Origin of the sequence: Curtobacterium sp. MCSS17_008 (genome assembly GCF_003234185.1) — a bacterium.
Lineage (GTDB): Bacteria > Actinomycetota > Actinomycetes > Actinomycetales > Microbacteriaceae > Curtobacterium.
Map to the genome: position 1 here is coordinate 65,104 of NZ_QKSM01000003.1, position 22,725 is coordinate 87,828.

Here is a 22,725-nt window from a genome sequence, read left to right on the forward strand (position 1 = left end):
TGACGGGAGGCGCGGCCCGGGCGACGGACGTCGGTCACCCTCGCCGCGCCTCCTGTTCGCCCCCCGTCGGCCCCGTGCCGGCCGGCTCGGTCAGCGCGCGGAGACCACCAGGTCGTCGACCGCGGTGAGGACGTCGGCGACCTCGGTGCGCGTCGTGTAGTCGACGTGCACGTCGGCGAAGCGGACGACGCCGTCCGCGTCGATCACGAAGACCGACGGGAACGGGATCGCAGCGGTGTCGTCGGCGTTGCTGTCGGCGACGTCGAAGCCGAGCTCCGTGTGCGCCGCCCGTGCCGCGGCGCTCGGCTCCGTGACGATGCCGAACCGGCCGGCGAGGGCGTTCTCGGGGTCGGTCAGCACCGGGAAGGCGAGCTCGCCGTTCGCGATCGACTGCTCGGCGGCCTCCGGCGTCTGCGGTGACACGGCGACGAGCTGGACGCCACGCTCCTGCAGCGTCGGCAGGAGCTCCTGCTGGTAGGTCCGCAGCGTGATGTTGCAGTAGGGGCACCAGGCGCCGCGGTAGAAGACGACGACGGTCGGGGTGGAGCCGCGGACGGCCGCGAACGACGTCTCCTCGCCGGTCGGGGTGACGAGCCGGGCGTCCGGAGCGGCCGTGCCCGCGCCGACGACCCCGTCGGGCACACCGGAGGCGCGCAGGTCGGCCTGCTCGCCGTCGAAGACCGCGGACAACTCCGGGCCGATCTGGGCGGTGAAGCCCTGGTTGAAGTCGTCCACCTGGCGGGCGATGGTCTGGTCGGTCACGTCGGTCTCCTCGGGTCCGGGACGCCGGCGACTGGGCCGGTGCGTGGAGCGTAGGCACGTCTCCTCGGCGGGGGAACGGCCGTCGTCACGGAGCGTCATCCGGACGATGCCGACGGAGCGCGAGTCGTGCGCACGGTGGGAACCGTCGCGCCGCGGCCGGCGCCGCAGCCCGCGCTGCGCCTCAGGCGCGCCCGCGGTTCCGCCGCCGGATCTCCTTCGGCGCCCGTCCCGCCATGAACGACCGAGCGGGGTCGACCAGGAAGCCCTGCCGCAGCGCCTCGCGGCCGACGAGCATCCGGAAGCCCATCTGGTCGCGGTTGCTCAGCGTGACCTCGGCATCGATCGTGCGGCCCGCGAGCGTGATCGGCGTCAGCACGACGATGCGCTCCTGCGTGTGCCCGGTCGAGCTCCGGACGATGCGGCGGTCGTGCACGTCGCACTCGTGGGTGACGGCGTCGGCGTCGGTGTCCTGCCACGGGTGCACCGAGAAGCGCACACGGTCGCCGGGGAGCTCCTCGAGGTCGAACGCGTGGAGCGCCGAGCTGCGGGCACCGGTGTCGAGCTTCACCTTGATCCAGGGCAGCTCGAGCCCGGGCAGGGCAGCCCATTCGCGCCATCCTGCGATCGTCGGGTTCCGGGCCATGTGCCCATCCTGTCGCATGCTTTGATTGAGCGTCGCCGTCGATGCACCGACCCTGTGGAGCACCCCCGATGAAACTCGCCATCCTGTCGCGCGCCCCGCACGCGTACTCGACGCAGCGTCTGCGCGCCGCGGCGGTCGACCGCGGGCACGAGGTCAAGGTGCTCAACACGCTGCGGTTCGCGATCGACCTGTCCGGCGAGGAACCCGACCTGCTCTACCGCGGTCGGCTGCTCAGCGACTACGACGCCGTGCTCCCGCGCATCGGCAACTCGATCACCTACTACGGCACCGCGGTGGTGCGGCAGTTCGAGCAGATGGACGTCTACACGCCGAACACCGCGACGGGCATCACGAACTCGCGCGACAAGCTCCGCGCCAACCAGATCCTCTCCCGGCACCACATCGGCATGCCGGCGACGACCTTCGTGAACAGCCGCGCCGACGTCCGCGGGGCGATCGACAGCGTCGGTGGGGCTCCGGTCGTCATCAAGCTGCTCGAGGGCACGCAGGGCATCGGCGTGATCCTCGCGCCGGAGGCGAAGGTCGCCGAGTCGATCGTCGAGACGTTGCACTCGACGAAGCAGAACGTCCTCATCCAGGCGTTCGTCTCGGAGAGCCGGGGCCGGGACATCCGCGCGCTCGTCGTCGGCGACCGCGTCGTGGCCGCGATGCGCCGGAGTGCGAGCGGCGACGAGTTCCGGTCGAACGTGCACCGGGGCGGCACCGTCGAGAAGGTCACGCTGACCCCGGAGTACGAGGAGGCGGCGGTGCGCTCGGCGCAGATCATGGGCCTCCGCGTCGCGGGCGTCGACATGCTCGAGGGCAACGACGGTCCCCTCGTCATGGAGGTCAACTCGTCACCGGGGCTCGAGGGCATCGAGCGTGCGACGGGCCTCGACGTCGCGGGTGCGATCATCGACTTCATCGGCAACCAGGTGGCGTTCCCGGAGATCGACGTCCGCCAGCGCCTCAGCGTCTCGACGGGGTACGGCGTCGCCGAGCTCCTCGTGCACACGAACGCGGACCTGGTGGGCAAGACCATCAAGGAGTCCGGGCTGTGGGACCGGGACATCACCGTCCTGACCCTGCACCGCGGCGCGTCGGTGATCCCGAACCCCCGCAGCGGCGTCGAACTGCAGGCGAGCGACCGGCTGCTCTGCTTCGGCAAGCTCGAGGAGATGCGCTCGATGATCCCGGACCGTCGTCGACGTCGATCGAAGGTCCGCAAGCTGCCGAAGGACGCCTGACCGGCTCCGTTCAGCGCACCCGGATCGCGTACCCAGGTCGGATGCGGAAGTATGTGTCGGTGACGATCATGACGGAACGGCCGGTCGACCAGTCGACGAGCAGCGAACCGGAGCGCCCCGGCAACGCCACGGCGAAGCACCAGAACGTGTCGCTGCTGTCGGTGGCGACGACCACCGCCGACCGCGTGACGACCTCGGCCGACATCGAGGCCAAGCTCCGCGGGGCCCTCCGCCGACTCCGTCTCCCGATGGGGCTGCTCGAGCGCGTCGCCGGTGTCACCGAGCGCCGCAACTGGGGCGAGGACCAGACCTTCCACGAGGCCGCGATCGACGCCGGCCGTCGCGCGATGGCCGAGGCGGGCATCCGGCCCGAGGACGTCGGCCTGCTCATCAACACCTCCGTGACCCGTCCGCACCTCGAGCCGAGCGTCGCCGTCCGGCTGCACCACGGCCTGGGCCTGCCGTCGTCCGCGATCAACTTCGACATCGCGAACGCGTGCCTCGGGTTCGTCAACGCGATGAGCGTCGCCGCGGGCATGATCGACTCCGGGCAGATCAAGTACGCGCTCGTGGTCGACGGCGAGGACGCCGACCAGGTGCAGCTCAACACCATCGACCGGCTGAACCAGGGCGGCCGGAACCGCAAGGACTTCATGAGCGAGTTCGCGAGCCTGACCCTCGGGTCCGGCGCCGCGGCCGCCGTGCTCGGCCCGTCCGACGTCCACCCGGAGGGACACCGCATCATCGGCGGCGTGACCCGTGCGGCCACGCAGTGGTACGACCTGTGCGTCGGCAGCGTCGACGGCATGTTCACCGACGCGAAGATGCTGCTCAAGGGCGGCATGGAGCTCGTCGTCGCCGCGTGGAACGAGGCGCGCGCGCACTTCGACTGGGCGGACATGGACCGCTACGTGCTGCACCAGGTGTCGGACGTGCACACGAACGCCTTCGTCGAGGCGATCGGGATCCCGCGTGCCAAGGTGCCGACGACGTACCAGCGCTTCGGCAACGTCGGACCGGCGTCGATCCCGATCACCCTGGCCGACGAGGTCGCGCGCGGTGGCATCACCCGCGGCGACCGCGTGTTCCTCGGCGGCGTCGGCTCCGGCATCAACACGGCGATGATGGAACTGCGCTGGTGAGGTCCGGCCTCCCGCGCGTCGCCGCCAGCACGGCTCCGGCGACGCTCCCGCCGCCCCTGCCCGGACTCGACCCGGCGTGGTCCCGACTGGTCACCGTGGGTGGTGACACGGCAGGACGGTCGGGAGGCGCGGCTCGCCCCGACCGCACCTGGCACCTCCTCGACACGGCAGGCTCGCTGGACGCACTCGGCGTGACCCCGGTCGGCACGATCCTCTGCGTGCACGGCAACCCGACGTGGTCGTACCTCTGGCGGTCCGTCGCGGCCAGCACCCTCGACGCCGCACGGGCCGGCGGTCCGGCCTGGCGCGTCGTCGCGGTCGACCAGCTCGACATGGGCTTCTCGGAGCGCACCGTCGACCAGCACCGCCTGGCCGACCGCGTCCGCGACCTCGGCGCCCTGACCGACGAACTCGGGCTCACCGGACCCGTCGTCACGCTCGGGCACGACTGGGGCGGGGTCGTGTCACTCGGCTGGGCGGTCGACCACCCCGACCTCGTGGTGGGCGTGGCGACGTGCAACACCGCGGTGCACCAGCCCGACGACGCCCCGATCCCCGCTCCGCTGCGGCTCGCGCTGCGCCCGGGTGTGCTCGGTCGTGGCACCGTCCTGACGCCGGCGTTCCTCGAGACGACGCTCGCCATCGCGCACCCGAGACTCGACCGCGCAACGGCGGACGCCTACCGCGCGCCGTACCGCGGGGCTGCCCGTCGTGGCGGCATCGGCGGATTCGTCGCGGACATCCCCGTCGACGCGACGCACCCGAGCGCCGCCGAGCTCGACCGCATCGCCGCCGGTGTCGCGGCGCTCGACGTCCCCGCGCTCGTGATGTGGGGCCCGCGCGACCCGGTGTTCCTGGAGCGGTACCTCGACGACCTGGTCGACCGGCTGCCGCACGCCGACGTGCACCGCTTCGAGGGCGCCGGGCACCTGCTGCCGGACGACGCCGACGTCGCCGGGACGGTGCTGGACTGGCTCGGCGACCGCCTGGCGGACGGCCGTCCGGTCGACGGGGGCGAGCCGCGCCTCCGGACCGACACGGACACGGACACGGGCGCCGACCCGGACCCGGATGCGCACACCGTTGCGCACCGGCCGATCTGGGCGGCGCTCGACGACCTCGCCGACGACGACGGACCCGCCCTGGTCGAGATGGCCGCAGCAGGCGGCCCGCGCACCGTCACGTGGCGGCTGCTCGCGCGGCGCGTCCGCGAGGTCGCCGCGGGTCTCGCCGACCTCGGCGTGCGCCGCGGCGACCGCGTCTCGTTGCTCGTCACGCCCGGGGCCGACCTGACCGCCGTGCTGTACGCCTGCGTCCGCATCGGTGCCGTCGTGGTGGTCGCTGACGCCGGGCTCGGTCTCCGCGGTCTCACACGCGCGGTCCGCGGTGCTCGACCGGACTGGGTCGTCGGGGCGCTGCCCGGGCTCGGTGCTGCGCGGGCGCTCGGATGGCCGGGCCGTCGCATCGCCACGGTCACGCTGCCCGCACCGGCCCGGAAGGCCCTCGGCGTCGAGCACACCCTCGTCGAGGTCGCCCGTCGCGGTGCCCGACGACTCGGGGCGGGCGCGGCGTTGCCCGTGGCTCCGGCTCCGGACGCCCCCGCTGCGGTCCTGTTCACCTCGGGCTCGACCGGTCCGGCGAAGGGTGTCGTCTACACGCACGGGCAGCTCGCCGCCGTGCGGGACGTCCTCGCGGCACAGTACGACGTCGGCGTCGGCACGGGCCTCGTCGCCGGGTTCGCCCCGTTCGCCCTGCTCGGTCCGGCCCTCGGTGCTCGTTCCGTCGCGCCCGACATGGACGTCACCGCACCCCGGAGCCTGACGGCGCGCGCGGTCGCCGACGCGGTCGCGGCGGCGGACGCGACGGTCGTGTTCCTGTCGCCAGCGGCCCTCGCGAACGTCGTGGCGACCGCCTCCGAGCTGACCGAGGACGACCGCGGCACCCTCGGACGGGTCCGGCTGTTCCTGTCGGCGGGGGCACCGGTGTCGGCGACGCTCCTGGCCGCCGCGACGGAGCTCATGCCGAACGCGGCGGCGCACACCCCCTACGGCATGACCGAGGGGCTGCTCATGACGGACATCGACCTCGACGGCGTGCGGGGTGCCGCGGGCGGCGCGGACGAGCGGGGGATCTGCGTCGGTGTCCCCGCGTCGGGGGTGCGCGTCCGGATCGCCCCGCTCGACGGGACAGGAGTGCCGAGCGGTGCACCGACCGACGACCCGGGCGTCACCGGCGAGGTCGTCGTCGCGGCCCCGCACGTCCGTGACCGCTACGACCGGCTGTGGCGCACGGACCGGGTCTCGCGGCTCGGGGTCGCCGACCCGCGCGGGCACCGCACCGGCGACGTCGGACACCTCGACGCCGAGGGGCGCCTCTGGATCGAGGGTCGGCTGCAGCACGTCGTGACCACCCCCGACGGAGTCGTCACACCGGTCGGCCCCGAGCAGCGGATCGAGCGCGTCGAGGGCGTCGGTCGAGCGGGCATCGCCGGCACCGGCCCCGTCGGGACGCAGCAGGTCGTCGCCGTCGTCGAGACGGTCCCCGCCGTGCGTCGGCCGGGCCTCGCGCCGGCGGACCTCGCGGCGGCCGTCCGTGCAGCCGCCGGAGTGCGGCTCGCTGCCGTGCTGGTCGTCCCGGTGCTGCCGACCGACATCCGGCACAACTCCAAGGTCGATCGCGCGCGGCTGGCGCGTTGGGCGTCGGCGGTCCTCGGCGGTGGCCGGATGGTCCGCCCGTGAGGGTCCTGGTCACCGGCGCCAGTGGGTTCCTGGGGCGGGCGACGGCGGCGGCCGTCCGCGACGCGGGGCACGAGGTCAGGACGTTCCAGCGCCGGCCGTCGCGCGTCGACGGGGTGTCGGACGTCCTGGGGTCGATGACGGACGACGCCGCCGTGGCACGTGCGGTGGAGGGGACCGACGCCGTCGTGCACCTCGCCGCGAAGGTCTCGCTCGCCGGCGACCCCGCGGACTTCGCCCGGGTGAACGTCGGCGGCACGCGGGCCCTGCTCGGTGCTGCCCGCTCCGCCGGTGCGGAACGCTTCGTCTTCGTCTCGTCGCCGTCCGTGGCGCACACCGGTTCATCGCTCGCCGGCACCGGTGCCGACCCCGCGGAGCCGGCCGCCGCGCGCGGGCACTACGCCCGCACGAAGGCGGCCGCCGAACTCCTGGCGCTGGCCGCTGACGAGCCGGGCTTCGCGGTCGTCGCGGTCCGTCCGCACCTGGTGTGGGGACCCGGGGACACGCAACTGGTCGGGCGCATCGTCGAACGGGCCCGCCGCGGTCGGCTGCCGCTGCTCGACTCGGGCGCGGCACTCATCGACACGCTCCACGTCGACAACGCCGCCTCGGCGATGGTCGCCGCACTCGAGCGTGCGGCAGACGACGCGGTCCACGGCAACGCCTACGTCGTGACGAACGGTGAGCCGCGGCCGGTCGGGGAGCTCCTCACGGGGATCTGCCGCGCGTCCGGGGTGCCGGTTCCGCGGGTGCACGTGCCCGCCGGGATCGCCCGGGTGGCCGGTTCCGTCGTCGAGGCCGTGTGGCGGGTGCGTCCCGGCGCCGACGAGCCGCCGATGACCCGCTTTCTCGCGGAGCAGCTCTCGACGGCGCACTGGTTCGACCAGCGGCGGACGCGGCAGGACCTCGGGTGGTCGCCGACCGTCACCGTCGACGAGGGGTTGGACCAGCTGCGGTCCGCATCCCGCAGCTGACCCGCCTCCGCGCCCCGCGGGTCACTGGACGCGGGTGGTGCGTGCCGGTGCGTTCCGGGTACCACCGGCGAGGTGGACCAGGACCGGGACGGGCCGGCCGAGGGTCCGGTCGAGGGTGGTGACGGCGTGGTCGACGGCGTCGAGGACGGTGACGGCGTCTCCGCCGCGGCGGACGTGGACCCTGATGCGGGCGGCGCGGTCCTTCTTGACCAGGTACGTGTCGACCTTCGTGCTGACGACGTCGCGGACACCGCGCAGTTCGTGCTCGATGACGTCACGGACGAGCGCGACGTTCACGGTGACCTGGTCGGTGCCGGTGCGTTCGCGGACGGCGACGGACGTTCCGCCGCCGCCGCGGGTGCAGACCACCACCAGGGCGAGGACGACCACCACCGCGCACACCGTGGCGATGACCCACATCGCGGTGTCCGGCACGGTGACCCGTCCGGGCAGGGTGACGTACTGCTGCACGGCATCGCGGACGGGGGTCAGGACGCCGGCGCCGATGACGACACCGACGGTGATCGCGACCAGGCCGAGGGCCAGCAGGAGGATCCGGTTCAGGGTGCGGTTCGTGCTGGTCATGCGAGGGTTCCCTTCTGCTCCACGTGCACCGTCACCCGGGTGCCGTGCTTGCCGCCGAGCCGACCGAGGCGTTCCCGGACAGCCCGCTCGACGGCTGCCTGGTCGACGGGGACGCCGGACAACGGCGCCACGCGCACGTCGGTTCGGTGCCCTCGTGCGGAGGCGCTGGTGTTGGTCTCGGGGACGCCGGCGGCGCGGGCGGCTGCGTGCGCTGCCGTCGACGCGAGGATCCGGGTGTCGACGACCACCGCTCCGCGGTCGTGGTCCACCGCGGAGCGGTGCCGTCGGCCGGGTGTGCAGGCCAGCACGATCAGGACGATCCCCAGGACGACCAGGGCCGCGGCCGTGGTCGCGGCGACGGCGGTGGAAGCCCCGTCAGGCCGGAGCGCGGCATCGACGACCATCTGCGGGTCCGCCAGCAGCGGGCCCTGCCCGACGGCCTCGAGGACCGCTTCGGTGCCGATCCACGCCGCGGCCAGGGCGACGACGACCAGCGTCAGTGCGATGGCTGTGGACCGGGACCGGTGGATGCTCCGACGACGCAGCCGTCGCTCCAGCGCCGTGGTCTTCGACGACGGTGTGCTCATGGCGTCCTCCTACCGGACCCTTCCCTCGTGCCGGCGCACGATGCCGGTCAGTTCGATGTGGGCGCTGCCCACGTGGCGTCCTGCCAGGTCACCCACGCGGTGCTTGATGCTCTCGGCGGCGGAACTCGCCGCCTGGACGACGTCGGTCTGTTCCCGGATGGGTCCCGTGACCTCCAGTGCGAGGGAGCCCTCGTGGTCGTCGAGTCCGACCCGGAGTCGCTTCGCGGGGACGCCGAGTCGTTCGGCCGCGACGGCCCGGGCGAGGGCGGCCAGGGCCTTGACGGTGATCTCGACCCGGCCCGGGACCGCGCTCGCCGGGAGGCTCCCCGGGCCGGCGTTCACCGCGAGCTCCGGCGTCCGGTCAGCACGTCCGTCAGCGCGGCCCGGTCGATCCTGCCGGACGCGATCGCCGCGACGAGCGCACCGACCAGACCGAACACGACCACCAGGAGGAAGCCCCAGAACCCGAACTGCAGTGCCACGACGGCGAGGATCGCGCCGATCAGGGCACCGACGAGCGTGTCACGCAACGCGGGACTCCTTCTTGTCGTCGTCCTCGTCGTCGTCGCCCGGGATGAAGACGTCCTGCACGGTCACGTTGACCTCGGCGACCTCCATGCCCACGATCTGCTCCAGCGCGCGGGCCACGGAGGACCGCACACCGTCGGCGACCTGCTGCAGCGACACCGGGTACTCGGCGACGATCACGACGTCCGCGGCGACCTGCTTCTCACCGACCTCCACCTTGACGCCCTGACCGTGGTCGCGCTGGCCGATCGCGTCGCGGAGCGCGCCGATCGCACGAGCGGCGCCCCCGCCCAGCGAGTGCACGCCGTCGACCTCGCGGGCGGCGATCCCGGCGACCTTCGACACGACCGTGTCGTCGATGGTCGTCCGGCCCGCGGTGCCCGACGCGTTGGCTCGCGCAGGAGCCGCGGGAGTGCTCGCGGTGGTGGTGGTGATGCTGGTGTCAGCCATGGTGTGCTCCCTTCGAGGACCCGCCGGGACTCGTTCCCAGCGGTTGCTGTTCACGGATGGGACGGGCTGGCCCCGAGGTTCGTCACGCCGGTGTCACCGGATCCAGCGCACTGTCAGGAAGAGCGCCAGAACGGCGTTCTCCGTGTACCCCGGTCAGGGACGGGTCAGTCGTGGCCGCCGGAACCGGCCCCGGTGCTGCGTGACCCGGCTGCCCGGACGGCGCGGACGTACGCCATCGGCGACCGACCGCACTCCTCCCGGAAGAGCTGCTGCAGGCGGCGCGGTCGGACGCCGGCGGCCTCGGCGATCTCGTCGACGGTCAGCGCGCTCTCCGCGTTCGCGACGATGTGGGCGACGGCCCGACGGACCCGCCACGAGGTCCGGCCGGACTCGGGGTGGGCGGCGCGTGAGGTGCGCAGGGTCGCCGCCGGGTCCTCGCCGAAGCGCTCCCGGTACGCGGTGGCGAACCGGCCCGGGTTCGTGAACCCCCAGCGTCGGGCGATCGGGGTGACCCCGTCGTCGCCGGGCGTCCGCAGCAGCTCTCGGCGCACGCAGTCCAGTCGGTGGTCGCGCAGGAAGCGGTTCGGGGTCGTGCCGAGGGTCCGGGCGAACACGTCCTGCAGGCCGCGCTGGCTGAGTCCGCACGCGCCGGCGACGTCCGGTACCGAGGGGCGGTCCTGCGCGTGCGCCTCGATGTACCGGATCGCGTCCCGGAGCCGGTTCGCGACCGGGACGTCCTCGCCGCGGTTCCGGATCGGGAAGGTGTCGAGGACGACGACGGCCAGCCGTCGGTTGAGCGCGGTGCGCATCCGCCCGACCACACGGTCGTCGAGCAGCGCGGGTGCGAGGTCCTGCACGAGCCGACGGAGCGGTTCGCGACGCGCCACCGTCTCGTCCTGCTGGTCGAACAGCAGCGGGCCGCTCGGCAGTCGGTACCCGAGCTCCTCGCCCACCGACCGCAGGAAGGCGTCGGCGAGGTGCAGGCCGTTGTAGACGGTGTCGGCGGACGCGAACCGGTAGGCCTCGGACGCCGAGGCGATGTAGGGGCTCCCCGGCTCGAGCACCCGCGTGCGGTCGGCGAAGTGCATCTCCAACCGGCCCCTGGTGAGCCAGAACACCACGTGGTCGTTGCGTGGCCCGATCACGCCGCCGCGCCGACCGCCCTCGGACCGCATGGTGCGGAGTGTCACGTCGTCGTCCCCGACGATCGTGTACTCGTAGTGCGTGCCGTCGGTGACGAAGGTCTCGGTACCGAGGTCGCGGCCGTTGACCTCGGCGGAGAAGATGCGCGCGTAGTCGGTGCCGTCACGCTCGGTGAACCGCAGTCGGCGGAAACCGTTCGTCGACGAGGTGCTCACCCGCGCATCATGCCAGGGCTGTCCGCGGAGCGCGTGGTCGTGTACCCGATCCGGACGACGGACGGGAGGCGCGTGGCGGACCCTTGCCGCGCCTCCCGTCCGACACCGGCGGGGGAATACCCCTGGGGGGTACCCTGTTGCGGAGGACGGAGGTCGGGATGCAGGAGCACGCACACGTCGGGTACATCGACGACAAGGAGGACCTGCTCAAGCGGCTGCGCCGCGCCGAGGGGCAGGTGCGCGGCATCGCGCGCATGGTCGAGGACGAGACGTACTGCATCGACGTCCTCACGCAGATCTCCGCGGCGAACCGGGCGCTCGAACGTGTGGCGCTGTCGCTGCTCGAGGACCACCTGCGTCACTGCGTCGCCGAGGCCGTCGCGGAGGGCGGCGACGCCGCCGACGCGAAGGTGCGCGAGGCGAGCGACGCGATCGCCCGGCTCGTCCGTTCCTGACCCCCACGCCACCACCACCAGAGGAGCACTCATGACCACCGAGACCGTCGCCGTGACCGGGATGACCTGCGAGCACTGCGTGGCGAGCGTGACGGAGGAGGTCTCCGAGCTCGCCGGTGTCACCGGTGTCGCCGTCGACCTCGTGCCGGGCGGCTCGTCGACCGTCACGGTCACGTCGGACGCACCACTGGACGACGAGGCCCTGCGCGGAGCGATCGCGGAGGCGGGCTACGAGGTCGTGGCCCGGTGAGCGGCAGCACCGTCGAGCTCGACATCACGGGCATGACCTGCGCGTCGTGCGCGAACCGCATCGAGCGCAAGCTCGGCAAGCTGCCCGGCGTCACCGCGACGGTCAACTACGCGACCGAGCAGGCGCAGGTCGAGGTCACCGGGCCGGAGGCGGTCGACACCACGGCGCTCGTCGCCGCGGTCGAGGCAGCCGGGTACGGGGCGACCGTGCACGTCCAGCAGCCGCCCGCAGGAACCGACGACGACGGGTCCTTGCCGGACGACCCGACCGCCCCGCTCCGCCAGCGGCTCGTCGTGTCCGCGGTGCTCGCGGTGCCCGTCGTCCTGCTGTCGATGGTGCCACCGCTGCAGTTCCCGGACTGGCAGTGGGCGGCCCTGGCCCTGGCCGCACCCGTCGCGGTCTGGGGCGCCCTGCCGTTCCACCGCGCCGCGTGGGTGAACGCGCGGCACGGCGCCGCGACGATGGACACCCTGGTGAGCGTCGGGGTCCTCGCCGCGTTCGGCTGGTCGCTGTACGCGCTCTTCCTCGGCGACGCCGGGCGCTCCGGGATGCACATGGCCTTCTCGTGGTTCGCGACCGACCCCGAGGCGAGTGACCTCTACCTCGAGGTCGCCGCCGCCGTGACGGTCTTCATCCTGGCCGGTCGGTACATGGAGGCCCGGGCGAAGCAGCGCTCCGGAGCGGCACTGCGCGCGCTGCTCGAGCTCGGGGCGAAGGACGCCTCGGTCCTGCGCGACGGCCCGTCCGGTCCGGTCGAGACCCGCGTGCCCGCCGCGTCGCTCGTCGTCGGAGACGTCGTCGTGGTGCGGCCGGGGGAGCGGATCCCGAGCGACGGTGTCGTCCGCGAGGGGTCGTCGGCCGTCGACCTCAGCATGCTCACCGGCGAGTCGGTCCCGGTCGAGGTCCGGCCGGGCGACCGGGTGACCGGGGCGACCATCGACGTCGGGGGTCGGCTCGTGGTCGAGGTCACGGCGGTCGGCGCCGACACCGAGCTCGCCCGGATGGGCAGGTTGGTCGAGGACGCGCAGACGGGCAAGGCCGAGGTGCAGCGACTCGCCGACCGGGTCTCCGCCGTCTTCGTGCCGGTCGTCATCGGGCTCGCCGTGCTCGCGTTCGTCGGGTGGCTGGTGGCCGGCGGCTCCCTGACCGCCGCGTTCACGGCCGCGGTGGCGACACTGATCATCGCGTGCCCGTGTGCACTCGGACTCGCGACGCCGACCGCGCTGCTCGTCGGCACCGGGCGGGGCTCGCAGCTCGGCATCCTCATCGGCGGGCCGCAGGCGCTCGAGCGCACCCGTGGCGTCGACACGATCGTGCTCGACAAGACCGGCACCGTGACCACGGGCGAGATGCGACTGACCGCGGTGGTGACGGCGGGCGACGACGTCACCGCTGCGGCGCTGCTCGCCGTGGCGGCGTCGGCGGAGGACGGCTCGGAGCACCCGGTGGCCCGCGCGGTCGTCCGGGCCGCCCGCGAGCAGGGCCTCGACGTGCCGGTCGCGGAGCAGTTCACCGCGACGCCGGGTGCCGGCGTGCAGGCGGTCGTCGACGGCGAGGTCGTCGTCGTCGGGACCGCCCGGTGGTCGGCTGAGGCGTGGGCCCTCCACGTGCCCGACGAGCTGTCCGACCGGGTGGCCGCGGCCGAGTCCGACGGTGGGACCGCGGTGCTGGTCGCTCGGGGCGGTGCCGTGCTCGGCGCGGTCGTCGTCGGCGACACCGTGAAGCCCGAGGCCGCCGAGGCCGTGCGCCGTCTCGTCGCGCTCGGCCTGCGACCGGTGCTGCTGACCGGTGACAACGAGGGTGCTGCACGGGCGGTCGCCGCGAAGGTCGGCATCGACGAGGTGCACGCCCGGGCGACCCCCGCCTCGAAGCTCGACACGGTCCGCGGACTGCAGGCCGTCGGGCGGAGCGTCGCGATGGTCGGTGACGGGGTCAACGACGCGGCAGCGCTGGCGGCGGCGGACCTCGGCATCGCCATGGGGGCCGGGACGGACGCGGCGATCGCGGCGAGCGACATCACGGTCGTGAGCGGTCGGCTGACCGTCGTGGCCGACGCCGTCCGGTTGTCGCGGGCAACGCTGCGGACGATCCGGGGCAACCTGTTCTGGGCGTTCGCCTACAACGTCGCGGCGATCCCGCTCGCGATGGCGGGGCTGCTCAACCCCGTGCTGGCGGGTGCTGCGATGGCCTTCTCGTCCGTGTTCGTCGTCACCAACAGCCTCCGCCTCCGCCGCTTCGCCCCGTCCGACTGAGGTCGGGCGTCCGGCCCACCGGGCGGGCGACGCCCGGGCCGGGACGCCGCACGGTCCGCCGACTGTGCGCGGGCGGACCGCGACGGCACTACGCTCGGACGTGGTCCGCGACGCAGCGCTGCGGTGACCCGCGGTCCAGTACGTCTTGAAGGTACCCAGGAGGACCGAAGTGACCGAATCCGCTCCCGTCGACCCCACATCGACCGAAGGCTGGAAGAAGCTGGCCGGCATCGCCGACGGCTTCACCCCGGACCTGCGAGGGTGGTTCGACAGCGACCCCGGTCGTGCCGAGCGCTACACCTTCCAGGCCGCGGACCTGACCGTCGACCTGTCGAAGGGCCTCGTCGACGACGAGATCCTCGGCGCCCTGCTCCAGGTCGCGAAGGACACGCACGTCGCCGAGCGCTTCCAGGCGATGCTCGCCGGCGAGCACATCAACGTGACCGAGGACCGCGCCGTCCTGCACACCGCGCTCCGTCGACCGAAGGGCATCGAGCCGGCGCTCGTCGTCGACGGTCAGGACGTCGACGCCGACGTGCACGCGACGCTCGACAAGGTCTACGCCTTCGCCGACAAGGTGCGCTCGGGCGAGTGGACCGGCGTCTCGGGCAAGCGCATCGAGACCGTCGTGAACATCGGCATCGGTGGCTCGGACCTCGGCCCGGTCATGGTCTACGAGGCCCTCAAGCCGTACGTGCAGGCCGGTCTCGAGGCGCGCTTCGTCTCGAACATCGACCCCGCCGACATCTACGAGAAGACCGCGGACCTCGACCCCGAGACCACGCTCTTCATCGTCGCGTCGAAGACCTTCGGCACCCTCGAGACCCTGACGAACGCCCGCCTCGCGCGCCAGTGGCTCTGGGAGCGGCTGGGGCTCACCGACGCGAGCGACGACGAGAAGTCGGACGCCGTCGCGAAGCACTTCGTCGCCGTCTCGACCGCGCTCGACAAGGTCGCCGCGTTCGGCATCGACCCCGAGAACGCCTTCGGGTTCTGGGACTGGGTGGGTGGCCGCTACTCGGTCGACTCCGCGATCGGCACGAGCGTCGTCATCGCCATCGGCAAGGAGAACTGGGAGCAGTTCCTCGCCGGGTTCCACGCGGTCGACGAGCACGTCCGCACCACCCCGCTCGAGCAGAACGTCCCCGTCCTGATGGGCCTGCTCAACGTCTGGTACACGAACTTCCTCGGCGCGCAGAGCCACGCGGTCCTGCCGTACACGCAGTACCTGCACCGCTTCGCCGCGTACCTGCAGCAGCTCACGATGGAGTCGAACGGCAAGCGCGTCCGCTGGGACGGCTCGCCCGTCACGACGGACACCGGCGAGGTCTTCTGGGGCGAGCCGGGCACCAACGGCCAGCACGCGTTCTACCAGCTCATCCACCAGGGCACGCGCCTGATCCCGGCGGACTTCATCACCGTCGCGAAGCCGGCGCGTCCGCTCAAGGACGAGTCCGGCGACGGGAAGGCCGTGCAGCCGGGCCAGGACGTCCACGCGCTGTTCCTCGCGAACTTCTTCGCGCAGACGAAGGCGCTCGCGTTCGGCAAGACCGCCGACGAGGTCCGCGCCGAGGGCACCACCGACGAGGGGATCGTCGCGGCCCGCACCTTCACGGGCAACAAGCCGTCGACGTCGATCCTCGCGCCGGAGCTCACCCCGTGCGTGCTCGGCCAGCTCATCGCGCTGTACGAGCACATCGTCTTCACCGAGGGCACCATCTGGGGCATCGACTCGTTCGACCAGTGGGGCGTGGAGCTCGGCAAGCAGCTCGCACTGCAGATCGCCCCGGCGGTCGACGGCGACCAGGACGCGCTCGCGTCGCAGGACTCGTCGACCAAGGCGCTCATCGCGAAGTACCTGGAGCTGCGCGGCGAGTAGCGCACGCACCTGACGGACGGGAGGCCCGTGGCGGATCCGCCACGGGCCTCCCGTCCGTCTCCTGGCGATGTCCGCCGGCGGCGACCCGGCCGGGGCGCGGCGTGCGCGTCAGCGCGCGAGCGGATCGAGGTTGAGCGTGGTGCCCGCGTAGAGGTACTGGTCGTCGCCGAAGACCTGCACGTCGGCGTTCAGCCAGACGAGTGCCTTCACGCTGATGCCGAATCGAGCGGCCACGTCCCCGATGAGGTCGTCGCGCGCGACCGTGTACGAGCGCGGTGCCCCGGACGCCGTCGACGCCGTGACCGGCCCGGCGGCGTTCGCCCGCGAGCCGCCGTCGACCGGGTGCACGTTCGTCTGCCGCTCCGGCACCGACCAGCGGACCGGCGCGACCGCGAGCACCTTGCCGGCCGCGATCTCGATCGGCAGGTCCGTCCGCCCCGCGTCGGCCGCGGAGGCCACCACGAGCGTGACGAGCCCGGACGGGTCGACGCCGGAGCCGTCCAGCGGGACCTCCTTCGCGACCGGCGTCGGCGTCGGACCGCCGAGCACGGTGTCCCCCACGCCGGGGTAGGTCAGCCCGTCGCCCACCTGTCGTTCACGTTCGAAGAACCCCACGCCGACCGGTACGGGGAGCGACGACGTCACGCCGGTGTACTGCGCCGTGAAGGTGTCGTCCCCGTCGGCGACGACCCGGTAGTGGAAGTGGATGCTGCCCTTGGGGGAAGCGACGTCGCCCTCCGTCAGGACCGTCCCGGCGGGGATGGGCGTGAGCGCCGGATCGGGCACGGCGGCCTCGGTCGCGACCGGTGTCGGTGCACGGGGTGTGGCCGATGCCTCGAGCAGGGCCGCGTCCGGGTCCTGGGTCGGCGTCGCCGTCGATGCGGGGGTCCGGCTCGCCGTCGGCGGGTCCGAGGGCGCGCGGAGCGCTCCGTCGGACCCGCCGAGCAGCGAGCACCCGGACAGCGCGACGGCGACGACCAGAGCGGTGCCGCCGGTCGCGACGGTTCGGTTCATGATTCCCCCTCGGTTCCCGATGCTACCGCCGGGTCCGGCGCGGGAGGGACCGCGGTGCGGCGATGTGTCCGAGGGTGTAGCTGTCGGTGCGAGCGGCTACCGTCGAGGCATGGACCGCCACGACATCCTCGCCGCAGCAGCCGCCGCCCACGCCGCACGCATCGCCGAGGCCGGCGGTGACGACACCGTCGCCCGGCAGCGCGCCGCCGCGGTCGGGGGTCGCGAGCACGGCACGGACGACGCCTCGGCCGACGCCGTCCGAGCGGTCGAGCGCCGGCGCGCGGGAGAGGTGGAACGGGCTGCCGAGCGCACCGAGGGTGCACTGTCCGACTGGCACCGGATGGGCACCCGTCGCGGGGTCACTCCGGACGAGCAGCTCCGGAGCGCCTGGACGGTCACCGGGGTGCCGGAGCCAGGCGCTGCACGCGCGCTGGCGAACGTCCTGCTGTCGACCGCGGGCCACGCGGGCCGGGTGGCGGATGCCGCACGGCGGAACCCGGCACTCGGCGGTGCCGCCAGCGCTGCCGCGCGCCGGACGGTCCGCCGGTACACCGACCACGGAGCGGGCATGGCATCGCTCGGAGACGTCCTCGACGGCGGTCCCTCCTCGTCCGACTGAGCCTCCCCGGCCACCCGCCGTCGGCCAGGGTGGTTCCGGGCCGTGACACATCGGACCGCTCCCTCGCTCCTGAGGCGTTTCCCGGATCGGTCCAACGTCAGGTCGACAGAATGTCCAATTGACAGGACATGGAATCGGGACACCCTCGCTGCACGCAACGCCGCGCAGTCACCCGACGAAGGAGTCATCGAATGGTCGACATCAAGCCGACAGCACCGAACGTCGCACTTCCACCGGTGGGGGAGGGCCCCCACCGTCGCCGTCTGGGCGTCCTGGCCCTGGTCGCGACCTTCGGCGGCCTGCTCTTCGGCTACGACACCGGCGTGATCAACGGCGCGCTGCTCCCGATGAAGGAGGAGCTCGGCCTGACCAACCTGACCGAGGGTGTCGTCACGAGCTCGCTCCTCTTCGGTGCCGCGGTCGGGGCCGTGCTCGGCGGTCGGATCGCGGACGGCTGGGGCCGGCGCAACACGATCATCCTGCTCGCGGTCACGTTCTTCGTCGGCACGCTCACCTGCGTCTTCGCCCCCGCCTTCGGGGTGATGGTGGTCGGTCGTGTGCTGCTCGGCCTGGCGGTCGGCGGCGCATCGACGGTGGTGCCCGTCTTCCTCGCCGAGCTCGCGCCCTACGAGATCCGCGGATCGCTCTCGGGGCGCAACGAGCTCATGATCGTGATCGGTCAGCTCGCCGCCTTCGTGGTCAACGCGATCATCGGCAACCTCTGGGGTGAGGGCGACGGCGTCTGGCGCGTCATGCTCGCCGTCTGCGCCCTGCCCGCGATCGCACTCTTCGTCGGCATGCTCCGGGTGCCCGAGTCCCCGCGCTGGCTCGCGTCGAAGGGCCGGTACGGCGAGGCCCTGTCGGTGCTGGGGCAGATCCGGTCGGAGGAGCGCGCGAAGGCCGAGCTCGACGACATCAAGCGCACGAACGAGGCCGAGGCGAAGGTCCAGCAGGTCAGCGGGTGGCGCACGCTGCTCGGCAACAAGTGGTTGATCCGGATCGTGCTCATCGGCGCGGGTATCGGCATCGCGCAGCAGCTGACCGGCATCAACTCGATCATGTACTACGGCCAGACCGTGCTCATCGAGTCGGGCTTCGAGTCGTCCGCGGCCCTCATCGCGAACATCGCGCCCGGCGTCATCGCCGTCGTCGGTGGCTTCATCGCGATCTACAACATGGAGAAGATCAACCGCCGGACGACCCTGATCCTCGGGTACTCGCTCACCACGGTGTGCCACTTCCTCATTGGCATCGCGTCGATGACGCTCGTCGAGGGCAACCCCGCCCGCCCGTGGGTGATCCTGTTCCTCGTCGTCGCCTTCGTCGGGTCGATGCAGACGTTCCTCAACATCGCCACGTGGGTGATCCTGTCGGAGATCTTCCCGACGCAGATCCGTGCGCTCGGCATGGGCATCGCGGTGTTCTGCCTCTGGACCGCGAACGCGTTCCTCGGGCTGTACTTCCCGACCATCGTCGCCGCCACGGGCATCACCGGCACCTTCTTCGGCTTCGCCGCCGTCGGCGTCCTGGCCCTGCTCTTCATCTGGAAGTTCGTCCCGGAGAGCCGTGGTCGCACCCTCGAGGAGGTCGAGGAAGGGGTCACCACCGGCAACATCTTCACGGTGCTGCAGAAGGCGCCGCGCCGCTGACGCGGCGCACACCGGAACGGACGGGAGGCACGGTGTCGGCTGGCACCGTGCCTCCCGTCCGTCGTGCGGTCGCGACCCGCTACGGGCGCAGGAGCACCTTGCCGACGCGGCCGGCGGTGTCGCTGGCGCGTGCCGCGTCCCGGGCGTCCTCGAACACGAAGGTCTCCGAGACGGGGAGCGTCAGCGAGCCGTCGAGCACGCGGGTGATGAGCTCACCGAAGAGCTGGCCCTTGAGCTCGGCGGGCATGGTCTTGCTGACGACCGCGCCCCAGAAGCCCTTGACCGTGATCTGGCCGAAGATGACCTTGCCCGACGGGATCTCGAGCGTCGGCGAGGCCATCGCACCGAAGACGACCAGCGTCGCGTCCTCGCCCAGGACCGAGGCGATGTCGCCCGCGGCCTTGCCACCGACGGACTCGACGCCGGCGACGATCGGGGCGCCGCCCGTGAGCTCGCGGACCTGGTCCTGCCAGCCCTCGGCGTCGGTGGCGACGATGCGGTCGATGCCCTGCTCGCGGAGCTCGTCGACGCCCTCGGCGCGACGGACCAGGCCGATCACGTTGATGCCGCGGGCCTTGCCGAGCTGCGCGACCATGCGACCGACGGCGCCGTTCGCGGCGTTCTGGATGATCCAGTCACCCTCGTGCAGGTCGAGCGAGTGCAGCAGGCTGATCGCGCTGAACGGCATCGAGACGAGCTGCGCGGCGGCCTCGTCGGGCATCGCGTCCGGCACGGGGACGAGCCCGGCGGCATCGGTCACGTAGTACTCGGCCCAGACGCCGAACGTGCCACCGGCGACACGCTGGCCGACCTGCAGGCGGTCGACGCCCTCGCCGAGGGCCTCGACGACGCCCAGCGCCTCGGTGCCGCTGGCGGCGGGCAGCTCGGGCTTGAAGCCGTAGGTGCCGCGGATGGTCCACAGGTCGTGGTTGTGGATCGGGGAGAGCACCGTGCGGACGAGCACCTGGCCGGGACCGGGCTGCGGGACCGGACGCTCGGCGACGGTCAGGACGTCGGCTGGCTCGCCGAAGGTCTCGTGCACGACGGCGCGCATGGTGGTGGGGGTGGTGTCGGTCATGGGTCAGTCCTCCGAGACGACGATGGTGACGTCGATGTTGCCGCGGGTGGCGTTCGAGTACGGGCAGACCTGGTGCGCGGCGTCCGCGAGGGCCTGGGCCTGGTCGTGCTCCATGCCGGGGATGACGACCTCGAGCATGACGGCGAGCTGGTAGCCACCCTGGCCGTCCGGGCCGATCTGCACGCGGCCGCCGACGGACGAGTCGGTGATCTGCACCTTCTGCGCGCGGGCGACGCCCTGCAGGGCGGAGTGGAAGCACGCGGCGTACCCGGCGGCGAAGAGCTGCTCGGGGTTCGCGCCGTTGCCGGAACCGCCCATCTCCTTCGGGATGGCGAGGTCGAAGTCGACCGTGCCGTCGCTCGTGGTGACGTGGCCGTTGCGGCCTTCGCCGGTGGCGAGGGCCTCGGCGGTGTAGAGGACGTCCATGTGGGTCCTTCCTTCCTTCGTGGGGTCAGTGGGTCGGTGCCGTGGGGGCGTCGACCGCCGCGCCGGTGCCGTCGGCCGCGGCGTGCATCGTCGCGGTCAGTCGTTGCAGGGTCGCGATGAGCTCCAGTGCCGACTGCTCGTCGGGCAGTCCCATGCCTGCCGCGATCCGCGCGGGGACGTGGGCGAGCTCGGACCGGACGGAGCGGCCGCGCTCGCCGAGCGTCACGGTGACGACGCGCTCGTCGGTGCTGCGGCGGGATCGGCGCACCAGGTCGCCCTGCTCCATGCGGCGGAGCAGGGGTGAGAGCGTGCCCGAGTCGAGCTGCAGGTGCTCGCCGAGGCTCGACACGGTCTGGTCGCCCTCGATCCACAGGGTCACGAGGACGAGGTACTGCGGGTACGTGATGCCCCAGGGCTCGAGCAGCGCGCGGTACGCCTGGGTCGTTGCCCGGGACGCCGCGTACAGCGAGAAGCACACCATCTCGTCGGTCACCGGCATGCTCAGAGTGTTGCACGCAACCGGGTTGTGCACAACCTACCTGCAGGTGTCGGCGAGCTCCCGGGCCTCCTGCGGGTGCCCTGCCTCGGCCAGGGCGCGCTGCGCGTCGCGGAACGACGAGTACGGCACGTGCGCACCGGCGACGTCGCGGTAGTCGGTCAGGCCCGGCCCGGCCCAGTACACGGCGCCGTCGCCCCCGACCATGGCGATCGCCCGTCGGATCGCACGCGCCGGGTCCGGTTCCTCGACCACGACGGAGCCGACCGCACCGCTCACGGACCGGGCACCGGCGAGGATGGTCGCGCGGATCGGTCCGGGGGCCTCGGTGCGGGGGTGGTGGTCCGTCACGACGACCACGTCGGCCCCGGAAGCCGCGACGACCCCCATCGCGTGTCGCTTGCTCGGGTCACGGTCCCCGTCGGCGCCGACGACGATCGCCACGGCTCCCGACACGACGGCGCGCACCGCGTCGAGGCTCTTCGCGAAGGCGTCCGGGGTGTGCGCGAAGTCGACCCAGACGCGCGGGCCGGTCGATGCCGACGCGTCCGCCATGCGCCCGGGCACCGCGACGTCGAGCGGGGCGGAGGTCGCGGTGCGCAGGGCGTCGAGCGGGACACCGGACACGGCCAGCATCGCGAGCGCGAGCCCCGTGTCGGCGGCGGCGTGCACGCCGAGCAGCGGCACCGCGAAGGGCAGGACGCTCCCGTCCGGCGCGACGACGGTCCCGCTCGTCCCGTCGTGGCGCTGCTCGGTGATCCGCACCACCCAGTCCGCGGACACGTCGGTGCGGGTCGTGACGGTCGTGACCGGGACAGAGGCCCCCGCGACGATCCGACGGCCGGCGGGGGAGTCGAGCGAGACCACCCCGGCGCGCGACCGCTCGGGCGTGAAGAGCACCGCCTTCGCCGCCAGGTAGTCGTCCATGTCGGCGTAGTCGTCGAGGTGGTCGTGGGACAGGTTCGTGAACCCCGCGACGTCGACCACGACGCCGTCGGTCCGGTGCCGCGTCAGTGCCTGCGCGCTGATCTCGAGCGCGACGCCCTCGACGCCCGACTCCGCCGCGGTCGCCAGGAACGCGTGCAGCTCCGGGGCCTCCGGCGTGGTGAGGGCGCTCGCCGCCGCGGTGTCCCCGATCCGTCGGTCGACCGTCGAGCTGTGCGCGGTGCGACGGTCGAGCCGGCGCATCAGCGCGTCGAGCACGTGCACGGTCGTCGTCTTGCCGTTCGTGCCGGTCACGCCGAACACGGGGAACGGCAACCGGTCCGTGCCGTACACCGCGACGGCGACCGCACCCAGGGCCGCACGGGGGTCGTCGACGACGAGGACGGGCAGCCCGGTCGCGCGAGCACGATCCGCGCCAGCCTGGTCGGTCAGCACCGCCGCCGCGCCGGCAGCGGCGGCAGCGGCCGTGTGCTCGGCGCCGTGCGTCCGGCGGCCCGGCAGCGCCGCGAAGAGCGCGCCGGGCCGGACGTCGCCGGCGGACACCGCGACCCCCGTCACAGGCGTGTCCCCGTGGTGCTCGGTCCCCGCGGCCGACGCGACGACCCCGAGCGGGACGGGCGCCGGGTGCGAGGGGTCGAACGCGTGCGTCAT

General features: G+C 73.0%; 23 protein-coding genes. 10 read left to right on the plus strand and 13 right to left on the minus strand.

What is annotated here, in order from left to right; translation table 11 throughout:
• Positions 1-90: 90 nt before the first annotated feature.
• On the minus strand, positions 91-762 hold the full coding sequence (locus DEJ23_RS04710; RefSeq protein ID WP_111239115.1) for a peroxiredoxin-like family protein: 672 nt from the start codon (positions 760-762) through the stop codon (positions 91-93).
• A 181-nt stretch (positions 763-943) separates the two neighbouring features.
• Positions 944-1,405: a RimK/LysX family protein gene (locus DEJ23_RS04715; protein WP_111239116.1), complete on the minus strand. Its 462-nt coding sequence runs from the start codon at positions 1,403-1,405 to the stop codon at positions 944-946.
• Positions 1,406-1,473: 68 nt separating this feature from the next.
• Between DEJ23_RS04715 and rimK the strand changes: the two genes are divergently transcribed.
• The 4 genes from rimK (at position 1,474) to DEJ23_RS04735 (ending at position 7,503) form a co-directional block, all read left to right on the plus strand.
• On the plus strand, positions 1,474-2,652 hold the full coding sequence (gene rimK, locus DEJ23_RS04720; protein ID WP_111239117.1) for a 30S ribosomal protein S6--L-glutamate ligase: 1,179 nt from the start codon (positions 1,474-1,476) through the stop codon (positions 2,650-2,652).
• Positions 2,653-2,720: 68 nt separating this feature from the next.
• The gene (locus DEJ23_RS04725) at positions 2,721-3,794 is read left to right on the plus strand and encodes a 3-oxoacyl-ACP synthase III (protein WP_111239289.1); all 1,074 of its coding nucleotides are present in this window, start codon (positions 2,721-2,723) and stop codon (positions 3,792-3,794) included.
• Positions 3,791-6,532, plus strand: coding sequence for an alpha/beta fold hydrolase (locus DEJ23_RS04730; RefSeq protein ID WP_111239118.1), 2,742 nt, complete (start codon positions 3,791-3,793; stop codon positions 6,530-6,532). Before DEJ23_RS04725 ends, DEJ23_RS04730 begins: the two co-directional genes overlap by 4 nt.
• Positions 6,529-7,503 (plus strand): NAD(P)-dependent oxidoreductase, encoded by a 975-nt coding sequence (locus DEJ23_RS04735; protein ID WP_111239119.1) that lies wholly within the window; start codon positions 6,529-6,531, stop codon positions 7,501-7,503. Before DEJ23_RS04730 ends, DEJ23_RS04735 begins: the two co-directional genes overlap by 4 nt.
• Positions 7,504-7,524: 21 nt before the next feature.
• Here DEJ23_RS04735 and DEJ23_RS04740 read toward each other — a convergent pair whose 3' ends face one another.
• From DEJ23_RS04740 to DEJ23_RS04765, 6 genes are all read right to left on the minus strand, one after another.
• Positions 7,525-8,088 (minus strand): hypothetical protein, encoded by a 564-nt coding sequence (locus tag DEJ23_RS04740; protein WP_111239120.1) that lies wholly within the window; start codon positions 8,086-8,088, stop codon positions 7,525-7,527.
• Positions 8,085-8,675: a DUF6286 domain-containing protein gene (locus DEJ23_RS04745; RefSeq protein ID WP_111239121.1), complete on the minus strand. Its 591-nt coding sequence runs from the start codon at positions 8,673-8,675 to the stop codon at positions 8,085-8,087. The genes DEJ23_RS04740 and DEJ23_RS04745 overlap by 4 nt, the downstream gene beginning before the upstream one ends.
• Positions 8,676-8,684: 9 nt before the next feature.
• Positions 8,685-9,017, minus strand: a complete 333-nt coding sequence (locus DEJ23_RS04750) for a hypothetical protein (protein WP_111239122.1) — start codon at positions 9,015-9,017, stop codon at positions 8,685-8,687.
• The gene (locus tag DEJ23_RS04755; RefSeq protein WP_111239123.1) at positions 9,014-9,205 is read right to left on the minus strand and encodes a DUF2273 domain-containing protein; all 192 of its coding nucleotides are present in this window, start codon (positions 9,203-9,205) and stop codon (positions 9,014-9,016) included. The genes DEJ23_RS04750 and DEJ23_RS04755 overlap by 4 nt, the downstream gene beginning before the upstream one ends.
• On the minus strand, positions 9,198-9,653 hold the full coding sequence (locus tag DEJ23_RS04760) for an Asp23/Gls24 family envelope stress response protein (protein WP_111239124.1): 456 nt from the start codon (positions 9,651-9,653) through the stop codon (positions 9,198-9,200). The genes DEJ23_RS04755 and DEJ23_RS04760 overlap by 8 nt, the downstream gene beginning before the upstream one ends.
• A 164-nt stretch (positions 9,654-9,817) precedes the next feature.
• Complete coding sequence (locus tag DEJ23_RS04765; RefSeq protein WP_111239125.1) at positions 9,818-11,011, minus strand: AraC family transcriptional regulator; 1,194 nt, start codon at positions 11,009-11,011, stop codon at positions 9,818-9,820.
• Between the two features lie 158 nt (positions 11,012-11,169).
• Between DEJ23_RS04765 and DEJ23_RS04770 the strand changes: the two genes are divergently transcribed.
• The 4 genes from DEJ23_RS04770 (at position 11,170) to pgi (ending at position 15,847) form a co-directional block, all read left to right on the plus strand.
• Positions 11,170-11,466: a metal-sensitive transcriptional regulator gene (locus tag DEJ23_RS04770; RefSeq protein ID WP_111239126.1), complete on the plus strand. Its 297-nt coding sequence runs from the start codon at positions 11,170-11,172 to the stop codon at positions 11,464-11,466.
• Between the two features lie 31 nt (positions 11,467-11,497).
• Entirely contained in the window at positions 11,498-11,716 is a 219-nt protein-coding gene (locus DEJ23_RS04775) for a heavy-metal-associated domain-containing protein (RefSeq protein WP_111239127.1), read from the plus strand.
• Positions 11,713-13,968, plus strand: a complete 2,256-nt coding sequence (locus DEJ23_RS04780; protein WP_111239128.1) for a cation-translocating P-type ATPase — start codon at positions 11,713-11,715, stop codon at positions 13,966-13,968. The genes DEJ23_RS04775 and DEJ23_RS04780 overlap by 4 nt, the downstream gene beginning before the upstream one ends.
• Before the next feature lie 169 nt (positions 13,969-14,137).
• Positions 14,138-15,847 carry a glucose-6-phosphate isomerase gene (pgi, locus tag DEJ23_RS04785; RefSeq protein ID WP_111239129.1) on the plus strand — a complete coding sequence of 570 codons (1,710 nt, stop codon included), beginning with the start codon at positions 14,138-14,140 and terminating at the stop codon, positions 15,845-15,847.
• A gap of 108 nt (positions 15,848-15,955) precedes the next feature.
• Here pgi and DEJ23_RS04790 read toward each other — a convergent pair whose 3' ends face one another.
• Positions 15,956-16,861 (minus strand): LysM peptidoglycan-binding domain-containing protein, encoded by a 906-nt coding sequence (locus tag DEJ23_RS04790; protein WP_111239130.1) that lies wholly within the window; start codon positions 16,859-16,861, stop codon positions 15,956-15,958.
• Between the two features lie 109 nt (positions 16,862-16,970).
• Between DEJ23_RS04790 and DEJ23_RS04795 the strand changes: the two genes are divergently transcribed.
• Together DEJ23_RS04795 and DEJ23_RS04800 are read left to right on the plus strand one after the other, a co-directional pair.
• The gene (locus DEJ23_RS04795; RefSeq protein ID WP_111239131.1) at positions 16,971-17,480 is read left to right on the plus strand and encodes a hypothetical protein; all 510 of its coding nucleotides are present in this window, start codon (positions 16,971-16,973) and stop codon (positions 17,478-17,480) included.
• Positions 17,481-17,671: 191 nt separating this feature from the next.
• Entirely contained in the window at positions 17,672-19,129 is a 1,458-nt protein-coding gene (locus DEJ23_RS04800; protein WP_111239132.1) for a sugar porter family MFS transporter, read from the plus strand.
• A 79-nt stretch (positions 19,130-19,208) separates the two neighbouring features.
• On the opposite strand, the gene DEJ23_RS04805 is transcribed toward DEJ23_RS04800, so the two are convergent.
• Genes DEJ23_RS04805 through DEJ23_RS04820 form a run of 4 tightly spaced genes read right to left on the minus strand, consistent with a single transcriptional unit; the run spans position 19,209 to position 22,725 of the window.
• Entirely contained in the window at positions 19,209-20,183 is a 975-nt protein-coding gene (locus DEJ23_RS04805; RefSeq protein ID WP_181429134.1) for a zinc-binding dehydrogenase, read from the minus strand.
• Between the two features lie 27 nt (positions 20,184-20,210).
• Entirely contained in the window at positions 20,211-20,633 is a 423-nt protein-coding gene (locus tag DEJ23_RS04810; RefSeq protein ID WP_111239134.1) for an organic hydroperoxide resistance protein, read from the minus strand.
• Positions 20,634-20,658: 25 nt separating this feature from the next.
• A complete protein-coding gene (locus tag DEJ23_RS04815; protein WP_181429117.1) occupies positions 20,659-21,132 on the minus strand; it encodes a MarR family winged helix-turn-helix transcriptional regulator in 474 nt (157 codons plus the stop codon).
• Between the two features lie 36 nt (positions 21,133-21,168).
• On the minus strand, positions 21,169-22,725 hold the full coding sequence (locus DEJ23_RS04820) for a Mur ligase family protein (RefSeq protein ID WP_111239135.1): 1,557 nt from the start codon (positions 22,723-22,725) through the stop codon (positions 21,169-21,171).